At 69.0% G+C, this 18,071-nt stretch carries 12 protein-coding genes; 3 read left to right on the forward strand and 9 right to left on the reverse strand.

The genetic code is table 11. The features are described 5' to 3' along the window. The 5 genes from ESP57_RS05235 to ESP57_RS05255 all read right to left on the reverse strand — a co-directional run bounded on the left by ESP57_RS05235 (position 1) and on the right by ESP57_RS05255 (position 5,994). Complete coding sequence (locus tag ESP57_RS05235) at positions 1–948, reverse strand: carbohydrate ABC transporter permease (protein WP_129230766.1); 948 nt, start codon at positions 946–948, stop codon at positions 1–3. After that, a complete protein-coding gene (locus ESP57_RS05240) occupies positions 945–1,910 on the reverse strand; it encodes a carbohydrate ABC transporter permease (RefSeq protein ID WP_082571378.1) in 966 nt (321 codons plus the stop codon). The genes ESP57_RS05235 and ESP57_RS05240 overlap by 4 nt, the downstream gene beginning before the upstream one ends. A 1-nt stretch (position 1,911) precedes the next feature. Next, complete coding sequence (locus ESP57_RS05245; protein WP_243648404.1) at positions 1,912–3,192, reverse strand: ABC transporter substrate-binding protein; 1,281 nt, start codon at positions 3,190–3,192, stop codon at positions 1,912–1,914. A gap of 291 nt (positions 3,193–3,483) precedes the next feature. Then, complete coding sequence (locus ESP57_RS05250) at positions 3,484–4,545, reverse strand: aspartate-semialdehyde dehydrogenase (RefSeq protein ID WP_243648405.1); 1,062 nt, start codon at positions 4,543–4,545, stop codon at positions 3,484–3,486. Between the two features lie 174 nt (positions 4,546–4,719). Beyond that, on the reverse strand, positions 4,720–5,994 hold the full coding sequence (locus ESP57_RS05255; protein WP_056010274.1) for an aspartate kinase: 1,275 nt from the start codon (positions 5,992–5,994) through the stop codon (positions 4,720–4,722). 957 nt (positions 5,995–6,951) lie between these two features. Here ESP57_RS05255 and ESP57_RS05260 point away from each other — a divergent pair. Then, a complete protein-coding gene (locus ESP57_RS05260; RefSeq protein ID WP_165877377.1) occupies positions 6,952–8,439 on the forward strand; it encodes a cell wall-binding repeat-containing protein in 1,488 nt (495 codons plus the stop codon). A gap of 116 nt (positions 8,440–8,555) precedes the next feature. Beyond that, positions 8,556–9,050, forward strand: a complete 495-nt coding sequence (locus tag ESP57_RS05265) for a hypothetical protein (protein ID WP_129230770.1) — start codon at positions 8,556–8,558, stop codon at positions 9,048–9,050. A 6-nt stretch (positions 9,051–9,056) separates the two neighbouring features. Here the strand turns inward: ESP57_RS05265 and ESP57_RS05270 are convergent, their stop codons facing one another. The 3 genes from ESP57_RS05270 to ESP57_RS05280 are packed head-to-tail and all read right to left on the reverse strand — an operon-like array spanning position 9,057 to position 12,505. Beyond that, positions 9,057–9,416, reverse strand: a complete 360-nt coding sequence (locus ESP57_RS05270; protein WP_129230771.1) for a nuclear transport factor 2 family protein — start codon at positions 9,414–9,416, stop codon at positions 9,057–9,059. Between the two features lie 45 nt (positions 9,417–9,461). Then, positions 9,462–10,058: a recombination mediator RecR gene (gene recR / locus ESP57_RS05275; RefSeq protein WP_056010280.1), complete on the reverse strand. Its 597-nt coding sequence runs from the start codon at positions 10,056–10,058 to the stop codon at positions 9,462–9,464. A 2-nt stretch (positions 10,059–10,060) separates the two neighbouring features. Continuing rightward, complete coding sequence (locus ESP57_RS05280; RefSeq protein ID WP_129230772.1) at positions 10,061–12,505, reverse strand: DNA polymerase III subunit gamma and tau; 2,445 nt, start codon at positions 12,503–12,505, stop codon at positions 10,061–10,063. 88 nt (positions 12,506–12,593) lie between these two features. Between ESP57_RS05280 and ESP57_RS05285 the strand changes: the two genes are divergently transcribed. After that, entirely contained in the window at positions 12,594–12,953 is a 360-nt protein-coding gene (locus ESP57_RS05285) for a TraR/DksA family transcriptional regulator (RefSeq protein WP_115957092.1), read from the forward strand. 60 nt (positions 12,954–13,013) lie between these two features. On the opposite strand, the gene ESP57_RS05290 is transcribed toward ESP57_RS05285, so the two are convergent. After that, positions 13,014–17,927 (reverse strand): IPT/TIG domain-containing protein, encoded by a 4,914-nt coding sequence (locus tag ESP57_RS05290; RefSeq protein WP_129230773.1) that lies wholly within the window; start codon positions 17,925–17,927, stop codon positions 13,014–13,016. Between the last annotated feature and the right edge of the window lie 144 nt (positions 17,928–18,071).

Here is an 18,071-nt window from a genome sequence, read left to right on the forward strand (position 1 = left end):
TCATCGTCCGCCCAGCCCCGAGGCCGCCATGCTGTTGAGGATACGTCGTTGGCCGATGACGAACACGATGAGCATCGGGATCGTCGAGATCGCCGAGGCGGCCATGACGAGCCCGTAGTTGACCGAGCCGAACTGCCCCTGGAAGCTCGAGAGCAGGAGCGGCACCGTGAACAGGTCGGGGCTGTTCAGCAGCACGAGCGGGAACAGGAACGCGTTCCACACATCGAGCGCGACGATGATGCTGAGCGCCGCGAGGCCCGGCTTCAGGTTCGGCAGCACGACGCTCCAGAAGATCCGCCAACGGCCGGCGCCGTCGACGATCGCCGCCTCCTCGAGCTCCTTCGGCAGCGACAGCACGAACTGACGCATGAGGAACACCGCGAACGGGTTCGCGAGCAGACCCGGCACGATGAGTGCGAGGTGCGAGTCGACCCAGCCGAGCTGCGTCATCAGGATGTAGAACGGGATCAGGGTGACCTGCTTGGGGATCATCTGCGTCGCGAGGAACACGATGAACAGCACTCGGCTGCCACGGAAGCGGATGCGCGCGAAGGCGTAGCCGGCCATCGACGCGGTGAGCAGCGTGCCGACGACGACGAGCGCCGCGATGTAGATGCTGTTGACGTAAGCCTGGCCGAACGGCACCGCGTTCCATGCTTCGACGTAGTTGTCGAAGGTCCAGGGCTGGGGCAGGAACGCGAGCGGGTCCTGCAGCAGCTGGGGCAGCGACTTGAACGACGTCAGCAGCATCCAGACGAACGGGAACACCATCGCGAGTCCGGCGACGATGAGGGCGACGTGCAGGGCCGTGGCACCGAGGCGCCGGCCCCCCTTGCCGGTGCGCGCACCCGTGGGGCGGTGCTCGAAACCGGGCGCGCTCAACGCGACCGTCGAGTCCGTGGGCGGGGCCTGGGTTCCGTCGACCAGGCGCGGGTTCGCAAGGCTCATGCTGCGTCATCCTCGTAGTGCACGAACTTCTTCTGGGCGCCGAACTGGATCGCCGTGATCACGAGGGTGATCACGAGCAGGATCACGCTCGCGGCACTCGACGGGCCGATCTCGAACTTGCCGAAGCCGAGATCGTAGATGTGGTACACGATCGTGCGGGTCGCGTTGTCGGGACCGGCGTTCGAGACGAGTACGTAGACGGTGTCGAACGTCTGCAGCGACGAGATGAACGCGACCACCGACGAGAAGAACACGATCGGCGACAGCAGCGGCAGGCGGATGCTGGTGAGCAGCCGCCAGGCACCGGCACCGTCGATGCGGGCCGCCTCGATGACCGACGGCGAGATGTTCTGCAGGCCCGCGAGGAAGATGATGACGTTGAGCCCGAGCGACGACCAGATGGTCACGATGCAGACCGCGAGCAGGGCGAGCTTCGGGTCGCCGAGCCAGTCGGGCGGGGCGATGCCGAAGATGTTCGAGATCGCCGTCGAGAGCACCCCGTCGGCACGGAACATCTGCTGCCAGATCATCGCGACCGCGACCGTCGAGGTCACCACCGGCGCGAAGAACAGCACCAGGTAGAGCGTGCGCGTCTTCAGCTTCTCGAGCGCGACCGCGATGACGACGGCGAGGCCGAGGCCGATGGGCACCGTCACGAACGCGATGATGAGCGTGTTCACGATGGAGCGCAGCAGCAGCTCGTCCTGCAACTGGGCGCTGAAGTTCTCGAAGCCGACCCAGGTGAGCTCCCCGAGTCCGTCCCAGCTCGCGAAGGCGAGCACCATGCTCGCCGCGAACGGCAGCACGACGAACAGCGACATGCCGAGCAGCTGCGGGCCGACGAACACGTAGCCCCATCGTCGGTCCCGTCGGCGCCAGGCCGACTCCTTCCGCGGGCGGCGCGGGGCGGATGCCGCAGGCTGGGCCTGCGGCATCCGCTCACCGGTGGTGAGTGCGGTCACGCTACTCGCCCGACTTCTCCGCCACGAGTTCGGCGGCCTCGTCGAGGGTGGTCTGCGCGTCCTGCTTGCCCTCGTAGAGCTTCAGGAAGAGGTCGCTGATGTCGATCGAGAGACCGGGCACGCGGGCCTCGGCAGCGTAGTTCGTGAAGCCGACGTCTCGCATGTCGAGGAAGGTCTGCGCGTGGGCGGGGTAGTCGCCCTCGAGCACGACGTCGTCGGCACCCTTGATCGAGGGCACGGCGTTGCCACCGCCCTCGAGACGGAAGGTCTGCCCCTCGGCCGAGAGGAACTCGGTCCAGAACGTGAAGGCCGCGTCAGCCGCCGCCGTCTTGCCGTTGATCGCGAGGAACGAGACCGCGACGCCGGTCGGTGCGACCTCGCCGTCGGGCGTCGGCCAGCGCACGATGTCGTAGCTGTCCTGCTCGCCGGTCGATTCGACGGTGCCGATCGTGTAGCGGCCCTGCACGAAGAATCCGGCCTTGTGGGTCACGAAGACGCTGTCGGCGCCGGCGCCGTCGGGCAGCGTGTCCGCGACGACGAAGGTGCCGTCCTGGAACTGAGCACCGAGGGTGTCGATCGCCTCGACGCTCGCCGGGTCGCTGTTCGCCGTGAAGGCGCCCGACTCGTCGTACGGCGCGGGCAGCCCCTGCGACGACAACCAGCTCCAGTGCGTCGCCCAGTAGTTCCAGAACATCGAACCGGTCAGGCCCGCGTCCTTCAGCTCGGCGTTCATCTCGAGGTACTTCTCGGTCGTCCACTCGCCGTTCTCGGCGAGGGTGGCCGGGTCCTCCGTGATGCCGGCGGCTTCGAGCGCCTGCTTGTCGTACCAGAGCACATCGGGGTTCGAGTCGTTCGGCGCACCGTAGTACTCGCCATCCTTCTCAGCGGCACCGAAGAGGCCCGGGAAGAAGTCGTCGGGCTTCGTCTGGCTGTCCTCGCCCTCCATGAGCTCCTTCAGCGGCATGAGCCGGCCGGAGTCGACGAACTGGCCCATCTTGTCGTCGCCGACGTAGAAGACATCGGGTGCGGTGTTGCTGGCGAGCTGGGCGAGGAGCTTCGAGTGGTACTCGTCGTAGCTCGCGACCGGCTGGAGCTTGACCGTGATGTCGGGGTGGCGCTTCATGAACTCCTTGTTGAAGTCCTGGTAGCGGGTGAGCTCTTCGGCGGTGCCCCAGGTCGACCACACCACGGTGTTCTCGTCCTTCGCACCTCCTCCGCCGCTGCAGGCCGCCAGGCCGACGGCGAGAGCGCTTGCCGCGCCGATCGCCAGGAGACGTCTCATCTTCGAGTTCGCGCGGGCCATTCCGCTACCTCTTTCGTCATTGCAGGAGGGCCGGCGTCGAGCGCCGGATCGGGGGAACTGCTACCTCAGTATTCTGTATACAAAACTCAGAAACGTCAAGATCATCGAGGTCACGAACCGGCAACGGCTGCCGGCCGGTCGAGGATCGCAGCGTTTCGAGACCCTCGAGTGGGTCACGAAACGCGCTGGCGCACCTCCTCGACCGGCGAACAGCGAGAACGACGGATGCCCCGTGGCCGGTCGGCCACGGGGCATCCGTTCGTGATGGTGCTAGACCGCGGCAGGCAGTTTCGCCGCGATGAGCTCTGCGATCTGCACGGCGTTCAGCGCCGCGCCCTTGCGCAGGTTGTCGTTCGAGACGAAGAGCACGAGGCCCTTGCCCTCGGGCGCCGACTGGTCTTGGCGGATGCGCCCGACGTAGCTCGGGTCGGTGCCGGCCGCCTGCAGCGGCGTGGGCACCTCCGAGAGTTCGACACCGGGGGCGACAGCGAGCAGCTCGGTCGCCCGCTCGGGCGTGATCTCGTTCGCGAACTCGGCGTGGATGGTGAGGGAGTGACCCGTGAAGACCGGCACGCGCACGCAGGTGCCCGCGACGCGAAGCCCCGGCAGCTCGAGGATCTTGCGGCTCTCGTTGCGGAGCTTCTTCTCTTCGTCGGTCTCGAGGTCGCCGTCGTCGACGATCGAACCCGCGAGCGGGATCACGTCGAACGCGATCGTGCGCGGGAACTTCTCGGCTGCCGGGAACGTGACGGATGCCCCGTCGTGCACGAGCCCGATCGTGTCTTGCGAGACGGCCGCACGGGCCTGCTCGAGCAGCTCCTCGCCGCCAGCGAGACCCGCGCCCGAGACGGCCTGGTACGTGCTCACGATGAGACGCTCGAGACCGGCCTCGTCGTGCAGCACCTTCAGCACGGGCATCGCGGCCATGGTCGTGCAGTTGGGGTTCGCGATGATGCCCTTCACGGCCTCGTCGATCGCGTGCGGGTTGACCTCGCTCACGACGAGCGGAACGTCGGGGTCCATGCGGAAGCCGCTCGAGTTGTCGATGACCGTGACGCCGGCGGCGGCGAATCGGGGCGCCTGTGCTTTCGAGAGCGTGGCGCCGGCGGAGAAGATCGCGATGTCGAGCCCACTCGGGTCAGCCGTCGAGGCATCTTCGATCACGATGTCGTCGCCCTTCCAGGGCAGCGTCGAGCCGGCCGACCGCGCCGAGGCGAAGTAGCGGATCGAGGCGACCGGGAAGTCGCGCTCCTCGAGCAGGCGTCGCACGACCGCGCCGACCTGACCGGTGGCGCCGACGACGCCGATGTTCACTCCGTTGGTGTTGCCCACGTGCACTCCTCCATCGCCCGGCAGCCGCTCGGCCGCCGGGAAGCGTTCTTCCATTGTCCCAGCCCGGGCGGCGCCGCCCGGCGGTTCGCGGAACCTTGGCAGGATTGCCCCGGGATCCGCGAGGATTTCGATGGTCGAGCGGATGCGGCATCCGCTCGACCTGCGATCAGGCGATCAGCGCCCGGTGCCGCCGTGCACGACCGCGTCGTCGTCGCCATCGAGCTCGAATGCCGAGTGCACGGCGCGGGCAGCAGCGTGCACGCTGTCGGCGCGAGTGACGACCGAGATGCGGATCTCGCTCGTCGAGATCATCTCGATGTTGATGCCGGCCGTGTAGAGCGCCTCGAACAGGCGGGCGGAGACCCCCGCGGCCGAGCGCATGGCAGCGCCGACGAGCGAGAGCTTGCCGATCTGGTCGTCGTACTGCAGCGAGAGGAAGCCGATGGCCTCCTGCGAGCCGGCGAGGGCCGTGAGCGCCCGCTCGCCCTCGGACTTCGGAAGCGTGAACGAGATGTCGGTGCGACCGGTCGAGGCGGCTGAGACGTTCTGCACGATCATGTCGACGTTCGCGTTGGTGCCGGCGACGATCTTGAAGATCTTCGCGGCGACGCCCGGCTTGTCGGGAACGCCGACGACCGTGATCTTCGCCTCGGTCAGATCGACCGCGACACCTGCGATGACGGACTCTTCCACAGCTTCTCCTTCGGGAAGGCGCGCGGGGTCGTAGACGATGGTCCCCTCGCTGTTGTTGAACGACGAGCGCACGTGCAGGGTCACGCCGTGGCGGCGCGCGTATTCCACTGCGCGGATGTGCAGGACCTTGGCTCCGGATGCCGCGAGCTCGAGCATCTCTTCGCTCGTGATCCTGTCGAGCTTGCGAGCTTTCTTCACGATGCGCGGGTCGGAGGTGAAGACGCCGTCGACGTCGGTGTAGATCTCGCACACATCGGCCTCGAGGGCGGCCGCGAGTGCGACGGCGGTCGTGTCGCTGCCGCCGCGGCCGAGCGTGGTGATGTCGCGGGTGTCGCGGTTGAAGCCCTGGAAGCCGGCGACGATGACGATCGCGCCGTCATCGAGGGCTTCGCGCAGGCGCACCGGTGTCACGTCGACGATGCGGGCTGCGCCGTGCGTGGCGTCGGTGATCATGCCGGCCTGGCTGCCCGTGAACGAGCGCGCCTCGTGGCCCATGCCCTTGATCGCCATCGCGAGCAGCGCCATCGAGATGCGCTCGCCGGCCGAGAGCAGCATGTCGAGCTCGCGCGGCGCGGGAAGCGGCGTGACCTCGTTCGCGAGGTCGAGCAGCTCATCGGTCGAGTCCCCCATCGCGGAGACCGCCACGACGACGTCGTTGCCGGCCTTGCGGGTCTCGACGATGCGCTTGGCGACCCGCTTGATGCTCTCCGCGTCGGCGACGGACGACCCGCCGAACTTCTGCACGATCAAGCTCACGTGGTCTCCCAGGGGTGGTTTGCTGGCTGCCGCTCGGGTGGCCGGCGCCGGAAGCACCATCATACGGCGGGCCCGCATACGCGCCCGGCTATGTGACGTCCGCGGATCGAGCGTCTGCACCTGACCAGATGGGGATATGCTCACCTTCGACGACGACGTCGCACAGTCATCCAGAGAGGTCAAAGAGTGTCACTTTTCCGGGCGTTCGCCACCGGCGCGGCCGCGATGCTGCTGACCATTGCTCCCGCAGTCACCGCCGCAGCGACTGAATCCGGCCCTTCCGGAACGATATCGGGCACGATCATCGGAGAAGACGGCACGATCGTCCCGATCGGCGTCCGACTGTACAGGGACGGCGAGAACGGGATCGCAGCTGGCGCGAACAACAGCCAGTCGACCGGCGCCTACGAGGTTGCTGACATCACCCCCGGCACCTACCGCGTGGCATTCGTCAACAACGGCAGTGGTGATGCGAATCAGGATCGATTCCTCAGTGAGTGGTGGCAGGACGCGTATGCTCGCGCAGACTCGATGCCGATCACGATCGCTCCCGGTCAGAACCTGCAACTCGATGTCCAGCTTCGACGACCGATCACGATCTCGGGAACGTTCAGCACCCCGATCGGTCCGGTCGTGAACACGCACCTCAGCCTGCGCGGCACGAGCGGCGATTTCTTCGGGTTCGGCTCGAAGTCCCTCGGCGGCTACACGGATGCGAACGGAGCATTCACCTTCTGGGTATCGCCGGACTCGTACACCCTCGAGGCCTCCGGCCGCGCCGGCTGGGAGACGGTCAACCAGCTCAGCGAACGTTACGATCCAGCGCATCCGGGATCACCGATCACGGTCGACTTCGGCGACGACACCGTCCTGACGCTGACCACTCGGCGAACAAGTGCGATCGAAGGCAGGGTCCTCGTCGATGTCGATGGGTCGCTCGAGCCCTCCGCGAACGGGGTGTGGGCGTACCCGCTCGACGGTCAGACGTCGTACACGCCGTTCCTGACGCCTGAACGCGACGGCAGATTCGCATTCCTCGATCTCGCTCCTGGGCGCTACAAGATCAAGTTCTCCGGAAACGGGCTCGCACTGAGCGAGTACTGGGAAAGCGCAACCGAATCCGAAGCGGCGATCGTCACTGTCTCCGAGAACGAAGTCGTGACCGGCATCGATGCGGTACTGGAACAGGGCGCGAAAGTACACGCCACGGTGACGGCGCCGAGTCTCTCGTCCACTCAGTCCGGCTATGTCAGGGCAGCTGTCGACGTCTACCGGCTGGATGAGGCGACCGGCGGCTACAGCCGTGTCACCACCGCCAGCTCGACTCTCGGGTCCCGGCTCGAGACCGAAGCGCTGACAGCGGGAACCTATGCTCTCTACTTCTACGCGGTCGACCGCTACGACGTCGGCGCGACGTACTGGCAGGATGCGAAGTACTTCTTCGATCGCACCGACGTCACCGTCGCCTCGGGTCAGGTGCTGGATCTCGAGTCAATCGAACTACCCGAGCGCGTTTTCGAGGTCGATCGCCTCGCGGGGGCCGACCGCTACGCCACCTCGGTCGCCGCCTCCCGGGCCGCCCTTCCTGAAGGGAACGCGCCCGTGGTCTACATCGCCAACGGGACCAACTATCCGGATGCGCTGGCAGCTGGACCGGCTGCGAGCGCTGCGGGCGGTGTGGTGCTGCTCGTGCCTCCGGATTCGATTCCTCCTGTGGTTGCCGATGAGCTCGAGCGTCTCGAACCGATGCAGATCGTCATCGCCGGAGGATCGTCCGCCGTGTCCAACCGCGTGCAAGAGCAGTTGAGCAATTTCGTCGACAGCAGCACCGACGTCATCCGCGTGGGCGGCGCCGACCGATTCGAGACCGCCGAGCTACTCGTCCGGCGGGGCTTCGAGAGCTCGGGCGCCGATGCCGTGTTCATCGCCACCGGGCGTAACTTCCCCGACGCGCTCGCAGCAGGGCCGGCTGCTGCTCAGTTCCGGGCGCCAGTCGTCCTCGTCGACAGTTGGTCGAACACCGCGGATCCCGATGTGATCGCCCTCATCAAGGATCTCGGCGCCGACGATCTGTACTTCGTCGGGGGCCCGGTCGCGCTCTCCGCCTCCCTTGAACGATCGATCACGGCGGGGCTCACGGGTCAGATCGCCGGCACGACCCGCTTCGAGGGCGACGACCGCTACGCCGTTGCGGCGAAGATCAATGCGTTCGCCTTCGACAACCCCGATCACGCGTTCCTCTCGACGGGCTTCGACTTCGCCGATGCGCTCTCCGGCGGACCGCTCGCCGCCATGTATGGCGCCCCCATCTACCTCGCAACGCCCGGCTGCGTACCGCTGCCGACCGCGACGGGCCTGTTGACCGAACGGGTCGTGGGTGTGCATCTCATCGGCGGACTCGCCGCTCTCTCATCGGCGGTGGAACAGCTCACCCTGTGTTCGTGACCTGACGCTCGGCTCCCGCCTGGAGTGCGCGCGTCCGGCTGCTCATCCACCAGCTGGCGGGCCTGCGGACGCACCCGGCCCTGTGACGTTCGCGGGAGCGGCGGTAGCGTGGTCCCATGACGGAGCCGCTGGCGAGCTGGTCGGAGTTCAACGTCGCGATGGTGGGCGCGACCGCCGCCCTCGCGGGCCTCCTCATCGTCGCGATGTCGGTGAACATCGCCGAGATCATGAAGTCGGTGACGCTGCCGCCCCGTGCCGCCTCCTCGATCGCGGCGCTCGTGCTGGCGATCACGGCGGGCGCGTTCGGGTTGGTCCCCGGTCAGCCTGCCGTGGCCTACGGCATCGAGGTGCTCGTCGCGGCGCTCGTCGCCGGCGTCTTCCAGGTGCACGCCATCCGGGTGGTCGCCGGAGAACGCCACGTCGCTCCGACCGAGCGGGCGCTGAAGAGCGTCGCCGGGGTACTGCCCGTCGCGGCCTTTCTCACCGGCGCCGTGCTCGTGATCGTCGGCACGGTCGAGATCGGCCTCATCGTCATGGCCGTCGGCTCGGTGCTCAGCATCATCGCGGCGCTGATCATCGCGTGGGTCGTGCTCGTCGAGGTGCTGCGGTAGTCGCGATCAGCCCTCGTGCGGCCGCGGCATGTACCACTCGGTGTACTCGGTGGCGCGGCCGTCGTCGGCGAGACGGATGATCCAGAGATTCAGGTAGTCGCGCTCGGTCGGGTAGTCGGTTCGCCCCTGGACGACGACGAAGTCGTCGTGCTCGTGCACGATGTGCCAGTCGAACGCCCATGAACCCGGCTCGTCGAGGTCTTCGAGCCAGCCCGCGACGATCGCGTCGCGACCGATGCGGGGCTCGGAATCGGGACTCGTGAGATATCGGGCGTCATCGGTGAAGAGCGCCCCGATCTCGGCCGGGTCGTTCGACTGCCATGCCGCGACGTATCCCGCGACCCACTCCGTGCCCTTGCTCGCCATGGCTCCGTTCTAGCCGCGCGCGAGCGGAGCGTCAAGCGCCCGAGATCAGCCGACGACGCGGCGACCCTCGAATGCGCGGCCGAGGGTGACCTCGTCGGCGTACTCGAGATCGCCGCCGACGGGAAGGCCCGAGGCGAGTCGCGTGACCCGGATCTCGAGCGTCGAGAGCAGGCGGCTGAGGTAGGTCGCGGTCGCCTCGCCTTCGAGGTTCGGGTCGGTCGCGATGATGACCTCGGTCACCGTCGCGTCGGCGAGTCGCTGCATCAACTGGCGGATGCGGAGCTCGTCTGGGCCGATGCCGTCGATCGGGCTGATCGCGCCGCCGAGCACGTGGTAGAACCCGCGGAACTCGCGGGTGCGCTCGATGGCGACGACGTCTTTCGCCTCCTCGACCACGCAGATGAGCGCCGGGTCGCGTCGCGGGTCACGGCAGATGCCGCACGTCGCCTCTTCGGAGACGTTGCCGCAGATCTCGCAGAACCGCACCTTCTCGCGGATCTGCATGAGGATCTCGGCGAGGCGGCTGACGTCGAAGTGCTCGGTCTGCACGATGTGGAACGCGATGCGCTGGGCCGACTTCGGGCCGATGCCGGGCAGACGCCCGAGCTCGTCGATCAGTTCTTGGACGATGCCTTCGTACATGATCAGCCACGCTCCCCGAAGCCGGGCCGGGCCGGCGCTTCGATCTCTTCGAGGAACGTGGCACCGAGCACCTCGCGCACGACGGCCTCGCCGTAGCGCTGGATGCCGTCGCCGCCGGCATTCGGCTGCGGGCGGGTGGCGCGCTGGGGTGCCCGGTCGGCACGGGCAGCCGAAGCCGATTCGGTTGCAGCCGCCGGTGCGGACGAGGCCTCGACGATCACCTCGGGTTCGGGCCCCGGATCGAACGGCGGCTCCTCGTCTTCTGGAGGCGCGTCGGCATCGTCGGGCGGAGCGTCGAGGTCGACGCGCGCGGCCGCCGAAGGAGCCACGGCAGGTTCGACGACCGGTGCCGAGGGCGCAGAGCGGGCTGCGGGCGACTCCGGTCGCTCGGCGAGTGCCGTCGCGGTGCGGCTGCCCGACGCGGCGGACTCGGCGCCGTCGCTCTCACTCGGGTCGCGCGGGATCGCCACGGTCGCCCACGAGTCGACCGGGCCCGACGGCGCCGGGCTCGTTGCCGCCGGGTCGGAAGCTGATGGACGCGATGCGGATGAGCTCGAGGCCTGGTTCGATCGTGTCTCGGATGCCGAGGGACGCGCTGCGGCTGCAAGGCCTTCCCCCTGCACTGCTGCCGGACCCGTCGCCTCAGCCGTCGGAGCGCCTGCATTCGGCATCGACGGCGTGACCGGCTGCTGCGGTGTCGCGGGTGCCGGCGGGATCGCGGCCGGCGAACCACCGGTCGGCGTGCCACCGGCCCCGTCGACCCGCGCCACGAACTTCACCCGGACGCCGAGCACGTCGACGATCGCTTCGCGGAGGAGTTCGCTGACGCTCTGCCCGGGCGCACCGCCGCGGAACCCGGCGACGTCGTGCTCGCTCGGGAAGGCGAGGACGAGCACATCGCCGTCGCGGAAGTCGCGCACCTGCGCGGTGAAGGCGACCATCCAGGCGCTGCGCTTCGTGCGCTGCAGCGAGGAGAGCACTTCTGGCCAGGCATCGCGGATCTGCTGGAGCGTGACCGGTCCGACGGGTTTCGCCGGCCGAGCGGCTTCGGACACGTCGGGCGCAGTGCCCGCGCTCGCAGGCACGGGCGCCTGAGCCGCCGGCGTCGCCTCGGACTTCGCGGCCGCGGATGTCGCAGGCGCACGCGACGCCGAGGTGACGTCGCCGACCGCTGCCGGCGGCGACGGCCGTTCGGCGGCAACCCGAGCGGCCGGTGTGGCCGGCTCAGCGCGAACGGCGGGGCTCGCGTCGGGCGCCGCAGGAGCCGCTCCGACGGCGTCGGCCACGCCGACCCGGCGCTCGAGCCGCTCGACGCGCACGAGGGCGCCGCGCTCGGTGTCGTCGGCCGCCGGCACGAGCACGCGTGCGAGCATGAGCTCGAGGTGCAGGCGCGGCGACGTGGCGCCGGTCATCTCGGTGAGGGTCTGGTTGACGAGGTCGGCGACGCGGGAGAGCTCCGCCTGGCCGAACGCCGCGGCCTGGGCCGCCATGCGGGCCAACTCGTCTTCGGGTACGCCGCGCAGGACCGCCGCGGCGGTCTCGGGCGACGAGGCCGCGACGACGATGAGGTCGCGCAGCCGCTCGAGCAGGTCTTCGACGAAGCGACGCGGGTCTTGGCCGGTCTGCACGACCCGGTCGGCCGCGGCGAACGCCCCCGCTGCATCGCCGGCGCCGATCGCATCGACGACCTCGTCGAGCAGCGCACCATGCGTGTACCCGAGCAGCGCAACGGCCCGCTCGTAGTCGATCGTGGGCCCCTCGGAACCGGCGATGAGCTGGTCGAGGAGCGAGAGCGTGTCTCGCGGCGAACCGCCGCCCGCTCGCACGACGAGCGGCAGCACGCCCGGCGCGACCTCGACCCCCTCTTCGGTGCAGAGCTGCTGCACGTACTCGAGCATCGGCCCGGGCGGCACGAGGCGGAAGGGATAGTGGTGCGTGCGCGACCGGATCGTGCCGAGCACCTTGTCGGGCTCGGTCGTCGCGAAGATGAACTTGATGTGCTCTGGCGGCTCTTCGACGAGCTTCAGCAGGGCGTTGAACCCCTGCGGCGTGACCATGTGGGCCTCGTCGAGGATGAAGATCTTGAAGCGATCACGCGCAGGGGCGAACACGGCGCGCTCGCGCAGGTCGCGCGCATCGTCGACGCCATTGTGGCTCGCCGCGTCGATCTCGACGACGTCGAGCGACCCGCCCCCGCCCCGAGCGAGCTCGACGCAGCTGGGGCAGACGCCGCACGGGACATCCGTCGGGCCCTCTGCGCAGTTGAGGCAGCGCGCGAGGATCCGGGCCGATGTCGTCTTGCCGCAGCCGCGAGGGCCGCTGAAGAGGTAGGCGTGATTGACACGATCGGTGCGGAGCGCCGTCATGAGCGGCTCCGTCACCTGGGACTGGCCGATCATCTCGGCGAACGTCTCTGGCCGGTAGCGGCGATACAGGGCGGTGACCACGCTTCAATCGTAGTTGCCGCGTCCGACACCACGGCCGGATGTCGAGGGCGTACCATGCGTGAATCGGAAGGGGTGCGAATTGTCGACGATGACGCAGGCACAGCTCGATCGGTTCCGGACGAAACTCCTGCAGGAGCGGGCCGATGCGGAGGGCAGGTTCGCCGAGTTCGGCGACGTCATGAGCGAGGTGCGAGCCGCGAGATCCGGTGCCTCCGCCGACGACGAACACGACCCGGAAGGGCCGACGATGACGCAGGAGTGGTCGCAGCGCACCGCCGTGCTCGCCGATGCGCGGGCCGAACTGGCCGACATCGATCGCGCCCTGGGGCGCATCGACGACGGCAGCTACGGCGTCTGCAGCAATTGCGGCAAGCGCATCACCGTGCCGCGCCTCGAGGCGAGGCCCACCGCCGAGCTCTGCATCGACTGCGCGCGGCACGCCCGCTGACGAGCCAGGCACGCAGATGGCCCGTTCACAGCCACCGCTGCGAACGGGCCATCCCGTCGATCAACGCTGAGCGCCTCGACGTCGACGCGCGACCAGCAGTGCCACTCCCCCGATCAGCAGGGCGATGACGCCGAGCAGCATCGGCAGGAACGGCTCGACGCCGGTCGTCGCGATGCCGCCGCCTGATGCAGCACCGGATGAACCGCCGGCCGCGACGTAGCCGAACCCGCCGGGCAGGCTTCCGGTGCCGCAATTCGCGCTGCCGACCACGGTGATGTCGACGGTGCCGGTTCCTGCCGGCGAGACGGCCACGATCGTGATGTCGTTCACGACCCGGAACGAGGTCGCCGGCGTCGAACCGAATCGCACCGCGGTGGCGCCCGTGAAGCAGTGGCCCGAGATCGTGACCTCGGTGCCGCCCGCCGGCGGACCGGTCGGCGGTGTGACCCCGTCGACCGTCGTGACCGGGGTGAAGGTGAACACCAGCGGCGCGGATGCCCCGTTCGGTGTCGTCACCACGATGTCGGCTTCACCTGCGGCGTGCGCCGGCGTCGTGAACGTGATCTCCGTGTCGCTCACCTGCGTGAATGGCACCGGGACCCCGTCGACCGTGACGCTCGTCGCCCCACCGAGCTGGGTGCCCGCGATGGTGACCGGAGTTCCGCCGGTCTCCGGCCCGTTGTCGGGGGTCAGCTCCGTGAGGACCGGCGGGGGCAGGTACGTGAACGGCAGCGCGTTGCTCGCCCCGCCCGGCGTCGTCACGACCACGTCGACCGGCCCGGCCGCATGCGCCGGTGTCGTGAACGTGATCTCCGTCTCACTCACCTGCGTGAAGGGCACGGATGCCCCGTCGACCGTGAGCCCGGTCGCGCCGGCCAGGTCGGTGCCGGTCACCGTGACGAGCGTGCCGCCGGCTGCAGGCCCCTCATCGGGCGCCAGTGCTGTCAACGCCGGAACGTCGAAGTACGTGTACAGCAAGCCGTTGCTGGAGCCGCCCGGCGTCGTCACCGAGACGACGGCGTTGCCCGCGACGTGCGGCGGGGTGGTGAACGTGATCTCCGTGTCACTCACCTGCGTGAAGACCGCCGACACCCCGTGGATCGTCACCTCGGTGGCACCGGCGAGATCGGTGCCCGTGATCGTGACGAGCGTGCCGCCCGCCGTCGGCCCGGCATCAGGAGTGAGCGACGTGAGCGCCGGCCGTGGCACGTACGTGAACGGCAGAGCGTTGCTCGGCCCGCCTGGCGTCGTGACGACCACATCGACCGCGCCGGCAGCGTGCGCCGGCGTCGTGAACGTGATCTCCGTCGGACTCACCGGCACGAACGACACCGCGACACCGTCGACCGTGACGCTCGTCGCGCCGCCCAGGTCGGTGCCCGTGATCGTCACGGGCGTGCCACCGATCACAGGACCCTCATCGGGCGAGAGCGCCGTCAGCACCGGCACCGGCACGAAGGTGAACGGCAACGCGTTGCTCGCCCCGCCCGGCGTCGTGACGACCACGTCGACCGCGCCCGCCGCGTGAGCCGGCGTCGTGAACGTGACCTCCGTCGGACTCACCTGCGTGAACGGCACCGAGACGCCGTCGACCGTGAGCTCCGTGGTACCGGCCAGACCGGTGCCCGTCACCGAGACGGGCGTGCCGCCGGTGACCGGCCCCTCATCGGGCGCCAGCGCCGCCAGTACGGGCAGCGGCACGTACGTGAACGGCAGAGCGTCACTCTCGCCACCCGACGTCGTCACCGTCACGTCGACCTCACCCGCCACGTGCGGCGGAGTGACGAACGTGATCTCGGTGCCGCTCACCTGCGTGAACAGCACGGATGCCCCGTCGATCGACACCTCGGTCGCGCCCGCCAGGTCGGTGCCCGTGATGGTCACCAAGGTGCCACCGGCCACCGGCCCCTCATCTGGATCGAGCTCGGTCAGCACCGGTGCCGGCACGAAGGTGAACGGCAACGCAGTGCTCGTGCCACCCGGCGTGGTCACGACGACATCCACGGCTCCTGCGGCGTGCGGCGGCGTCACGAACGAGACCGTCGTGTCATTCACCTGCGTGAACGGCACCGATGCCCCGTCGATCGTCACCGCCGTGGCCCCGGCGAGGGCTGTGCCCGTGATGGTGACGATGGTGCCGCCGATCGTCGGACCCTGGTTCGGATCGAGGGCGGTCAGCGACGGTGCCGGCACGAACGTGAAGGGCAGCGCGTTGCTGACCCCCAGCGGCGTCGTGACGACCACGTCGACGGCTCCCGCCGCGTGAGCGGGGGTCGTGAACGTGATCTCGGTGTCGCTCACCTGCGCGAACGGCACGGATGCCCCGTCGATCGTCACGAGCGTCGCGCCTGCCAAGCCCGAGCCGGTGATCGTCACGGGCGTGCCGCCCGAGATCGGGCCGAGGTCGGGATCGAGGGCCAACAGCGCCGGCCCGGGCAAGTACGTGAACGGCAGCGCATTGCTCGGCCCGCCCGGCGTCGTGACGACCACATCGACCGCTCCTGCCGCGTGGGCCGGAGTCGTGAAGGTGATCTCGGTGTCGCTCACCTGCGTGAACGGCACCGTCACGCCGTCGACCGAGACGCCCGTCGCCTCGCCGAGCGCGGTGCCCGTGATGGTGACGGGCGTGCCGCCCGCGGCCGGGCCCTCGTCAGGCGCGAGCGAGACGAGCACTGGAGCGGGAACGTAGGTGAACGGCAGCGCGCCGCTCACACCTCCGGGCGTCGTGACGACCACGTCGACCGGACCGACAGCGTGTGCAGGGGTCGTGAAGGTGATCTCGGTGTCGCTCACCTGCGTGAACGTCACCGATCCGCCATCGATCGTCACTCCGGTGGCGTCGGCCAGGCCGGTGCCCGTGATGCTCACGATGGTTCCGCCCGCGACCGGACCCGAGTCGGGCGTCAGCGCGGTGAGCGCCGGCACCGGAATGTACGTGAATGGCAACGCGTTGCTCGGTCCGCCGGGCGTCGTGACCACGACATCGACGGCACCGGCGACGTGCGCCGGGGTCGAGAACGTGATCTCCGTCGCGCTCACCTGCGTGAACGGCACCGATACGCCGTCGACCGTGACCTCCGTCGCACCTGCGAGATCGGTACCCGTCACCGTGACAGGGGTACCACCCGCGACCGGGCCCTCATCGGGCGAGAGCGCCGTCAGCACGGGAACCGGCACGAACGTGAACGGCAATGCGTTGCTCGGCCCGCCCGGCGTCGTGACGACCACATCGACGGCCCCTGCCGCATGGGCCGGAGTCGTGAACGTGACCTCCGTCGCGCTCACCTGCGTGAAGGGCACGGGCACGCCATCGACCGTGAGTCCGGTCGTACCGGCCAGGTCGGTGCCCGTCACCGACACGGATGTGCCGCCGGTCACCGGCCCCTCGTCAGGAGTCAGGGCGGTGAGCACCGGCGCCGGGGGTGCAAGGGAGTTGGGCCCCACGAGTGCGCGCGCCAGGTTGAGCTGCAGCAGTTCGGGCACGATCGTCGTCGGCAGCAGGCTCAGCCGGAGTGCCGTCTCCTGGAACACCGCACCCTGCACCGGCGGCTCGGGTTCCTGCACGTTCGCAAGCAGGGACACCACCGTGTCGAGCAGCTCGATCGCCGGGTTCAGCGAGTTGATGACCGGGTTCAGGACGTTGGTCGTCAGCGAGGTGAGGAAGGTGCCGAGGGCACCGGTGGTGGGGCTGATCACGGCGTTCACGATGGGGGCGAGCGCCCCGAGGACGATGGCGTCGGTGAGCCCGGTGATCGGGAGCAGCCCGAGCGCGGTGATGTCGACGGCGGCCGTGCCGTTCGCGATCTGGAGCAGGGTGCCGTCGACGGTCACGTTGACGAGCGGTACGAGTCCGATCGCGTTCACGTCGACGTCGATCGTGACCGTCGCGTTGTTCAGTGCCGTGGTGATCGCCGTGCCGAGATCGTCGACGAGGCCGTCGATGAGTGCAGCCACCTGGGTGGTCACTTCCGTGAGGACCGCAGCGGAGAGCAGCTCCGTACTGGGGTCCAGTCCGTTGAGACCTCCGACGAGCTGGTCGAGGTCGAGGGTGATGGTGCCGGCGGCGAGGTTGATGACGACGCCCCCGCCCGAGTCGAGTGGAGCCGCGAGGATCGGCGCCACTGCCGCAGGCAGGTCGACGGTGACCGAGGCCGAGGCATCACCGAGACCGCCGACGGCCAGCACGCTGTCGACGGCGCCGAGTACTCCGGAAACGAGTGAGCCCGAGGGACCGGCGAGCCCGTCGACCGCGGTGTCGAGCGTGGCGACGGCTCCGTTCACGGAGCCTGTCACGCCTTCGATCACCGGGCTGTCGAGCACGACCGTGGCACGCGCGATCTCGTAGTCGCCGACTGGTGTGCCCCCCGCGGCCACCGAGGCGTTCGCGCTGACGACGCCGAGAGCCAGGTCGAGATCGGAGATGGTGCCTGCGAAGCCTGTGCCGAGCAACTGGGCGAGGTCGAACGTCATCGGGCCGGGCGCGACCCCGGGAGCCGGGGTGACACCGGTTCCGATCGCCCCGGCATCGGAGATGAGGCCCGATGCGCCGATCGACGAGGCATCCGTCGCGGCGCTCGCGTATTGCCCGACGACGCCCGCATTCGTGAAATTGATCGGCAGTTGGATGCCGCCACCGATGTCGACGTTGAGCAGGCCGAGGGCACCGAGGCCGAGGTTCTGGGAGTTCGTCTCAGGCGTGACGCCGTCGCTCGTGGCCGTCTCGCCGTCGATGCCGACGACGGCGTCGAGGTTCATGAGATCGAGGAGCGAACCCGAGAGGAACTCCCCCTCGGCGTGCGAGGTGTCGCCGGGCGCCGCCTGCGCGGGGATCACCGCGCCGGCCGACAGCAGGGCGAGCGTGCCGCCGAATGCGAGCGCTCGGAATGCCGCACCTCTGCGCGGTACCCGCTCGGCTCGGTGCGCACCGCGGCGACGGCGCGCAGGCGAATTGGTCGTCGAACGATCCGAACGCATCGGATACCCCCCAGATATCGTTGTGCTTCCCCCGAGCACCCGCCGTCATCGCCGTGCGCTCATGCACAACCTAGGGCGCGATCGGGCCCCGGCGGAAGAGTTTGCGGGAAATCCCCCATCGGGGGGTCATTCGTGTCCGCAGGA

This window comes from Agromyces fucosus, from assembly GCF_004134865.1.
Classification (GTDB): domain Bacteria; phylum Actinomycetota; class Actinomycetes; order Actinomycetales; family Microbacteriaceae; genus Agromyces; species Agromyces fucosus.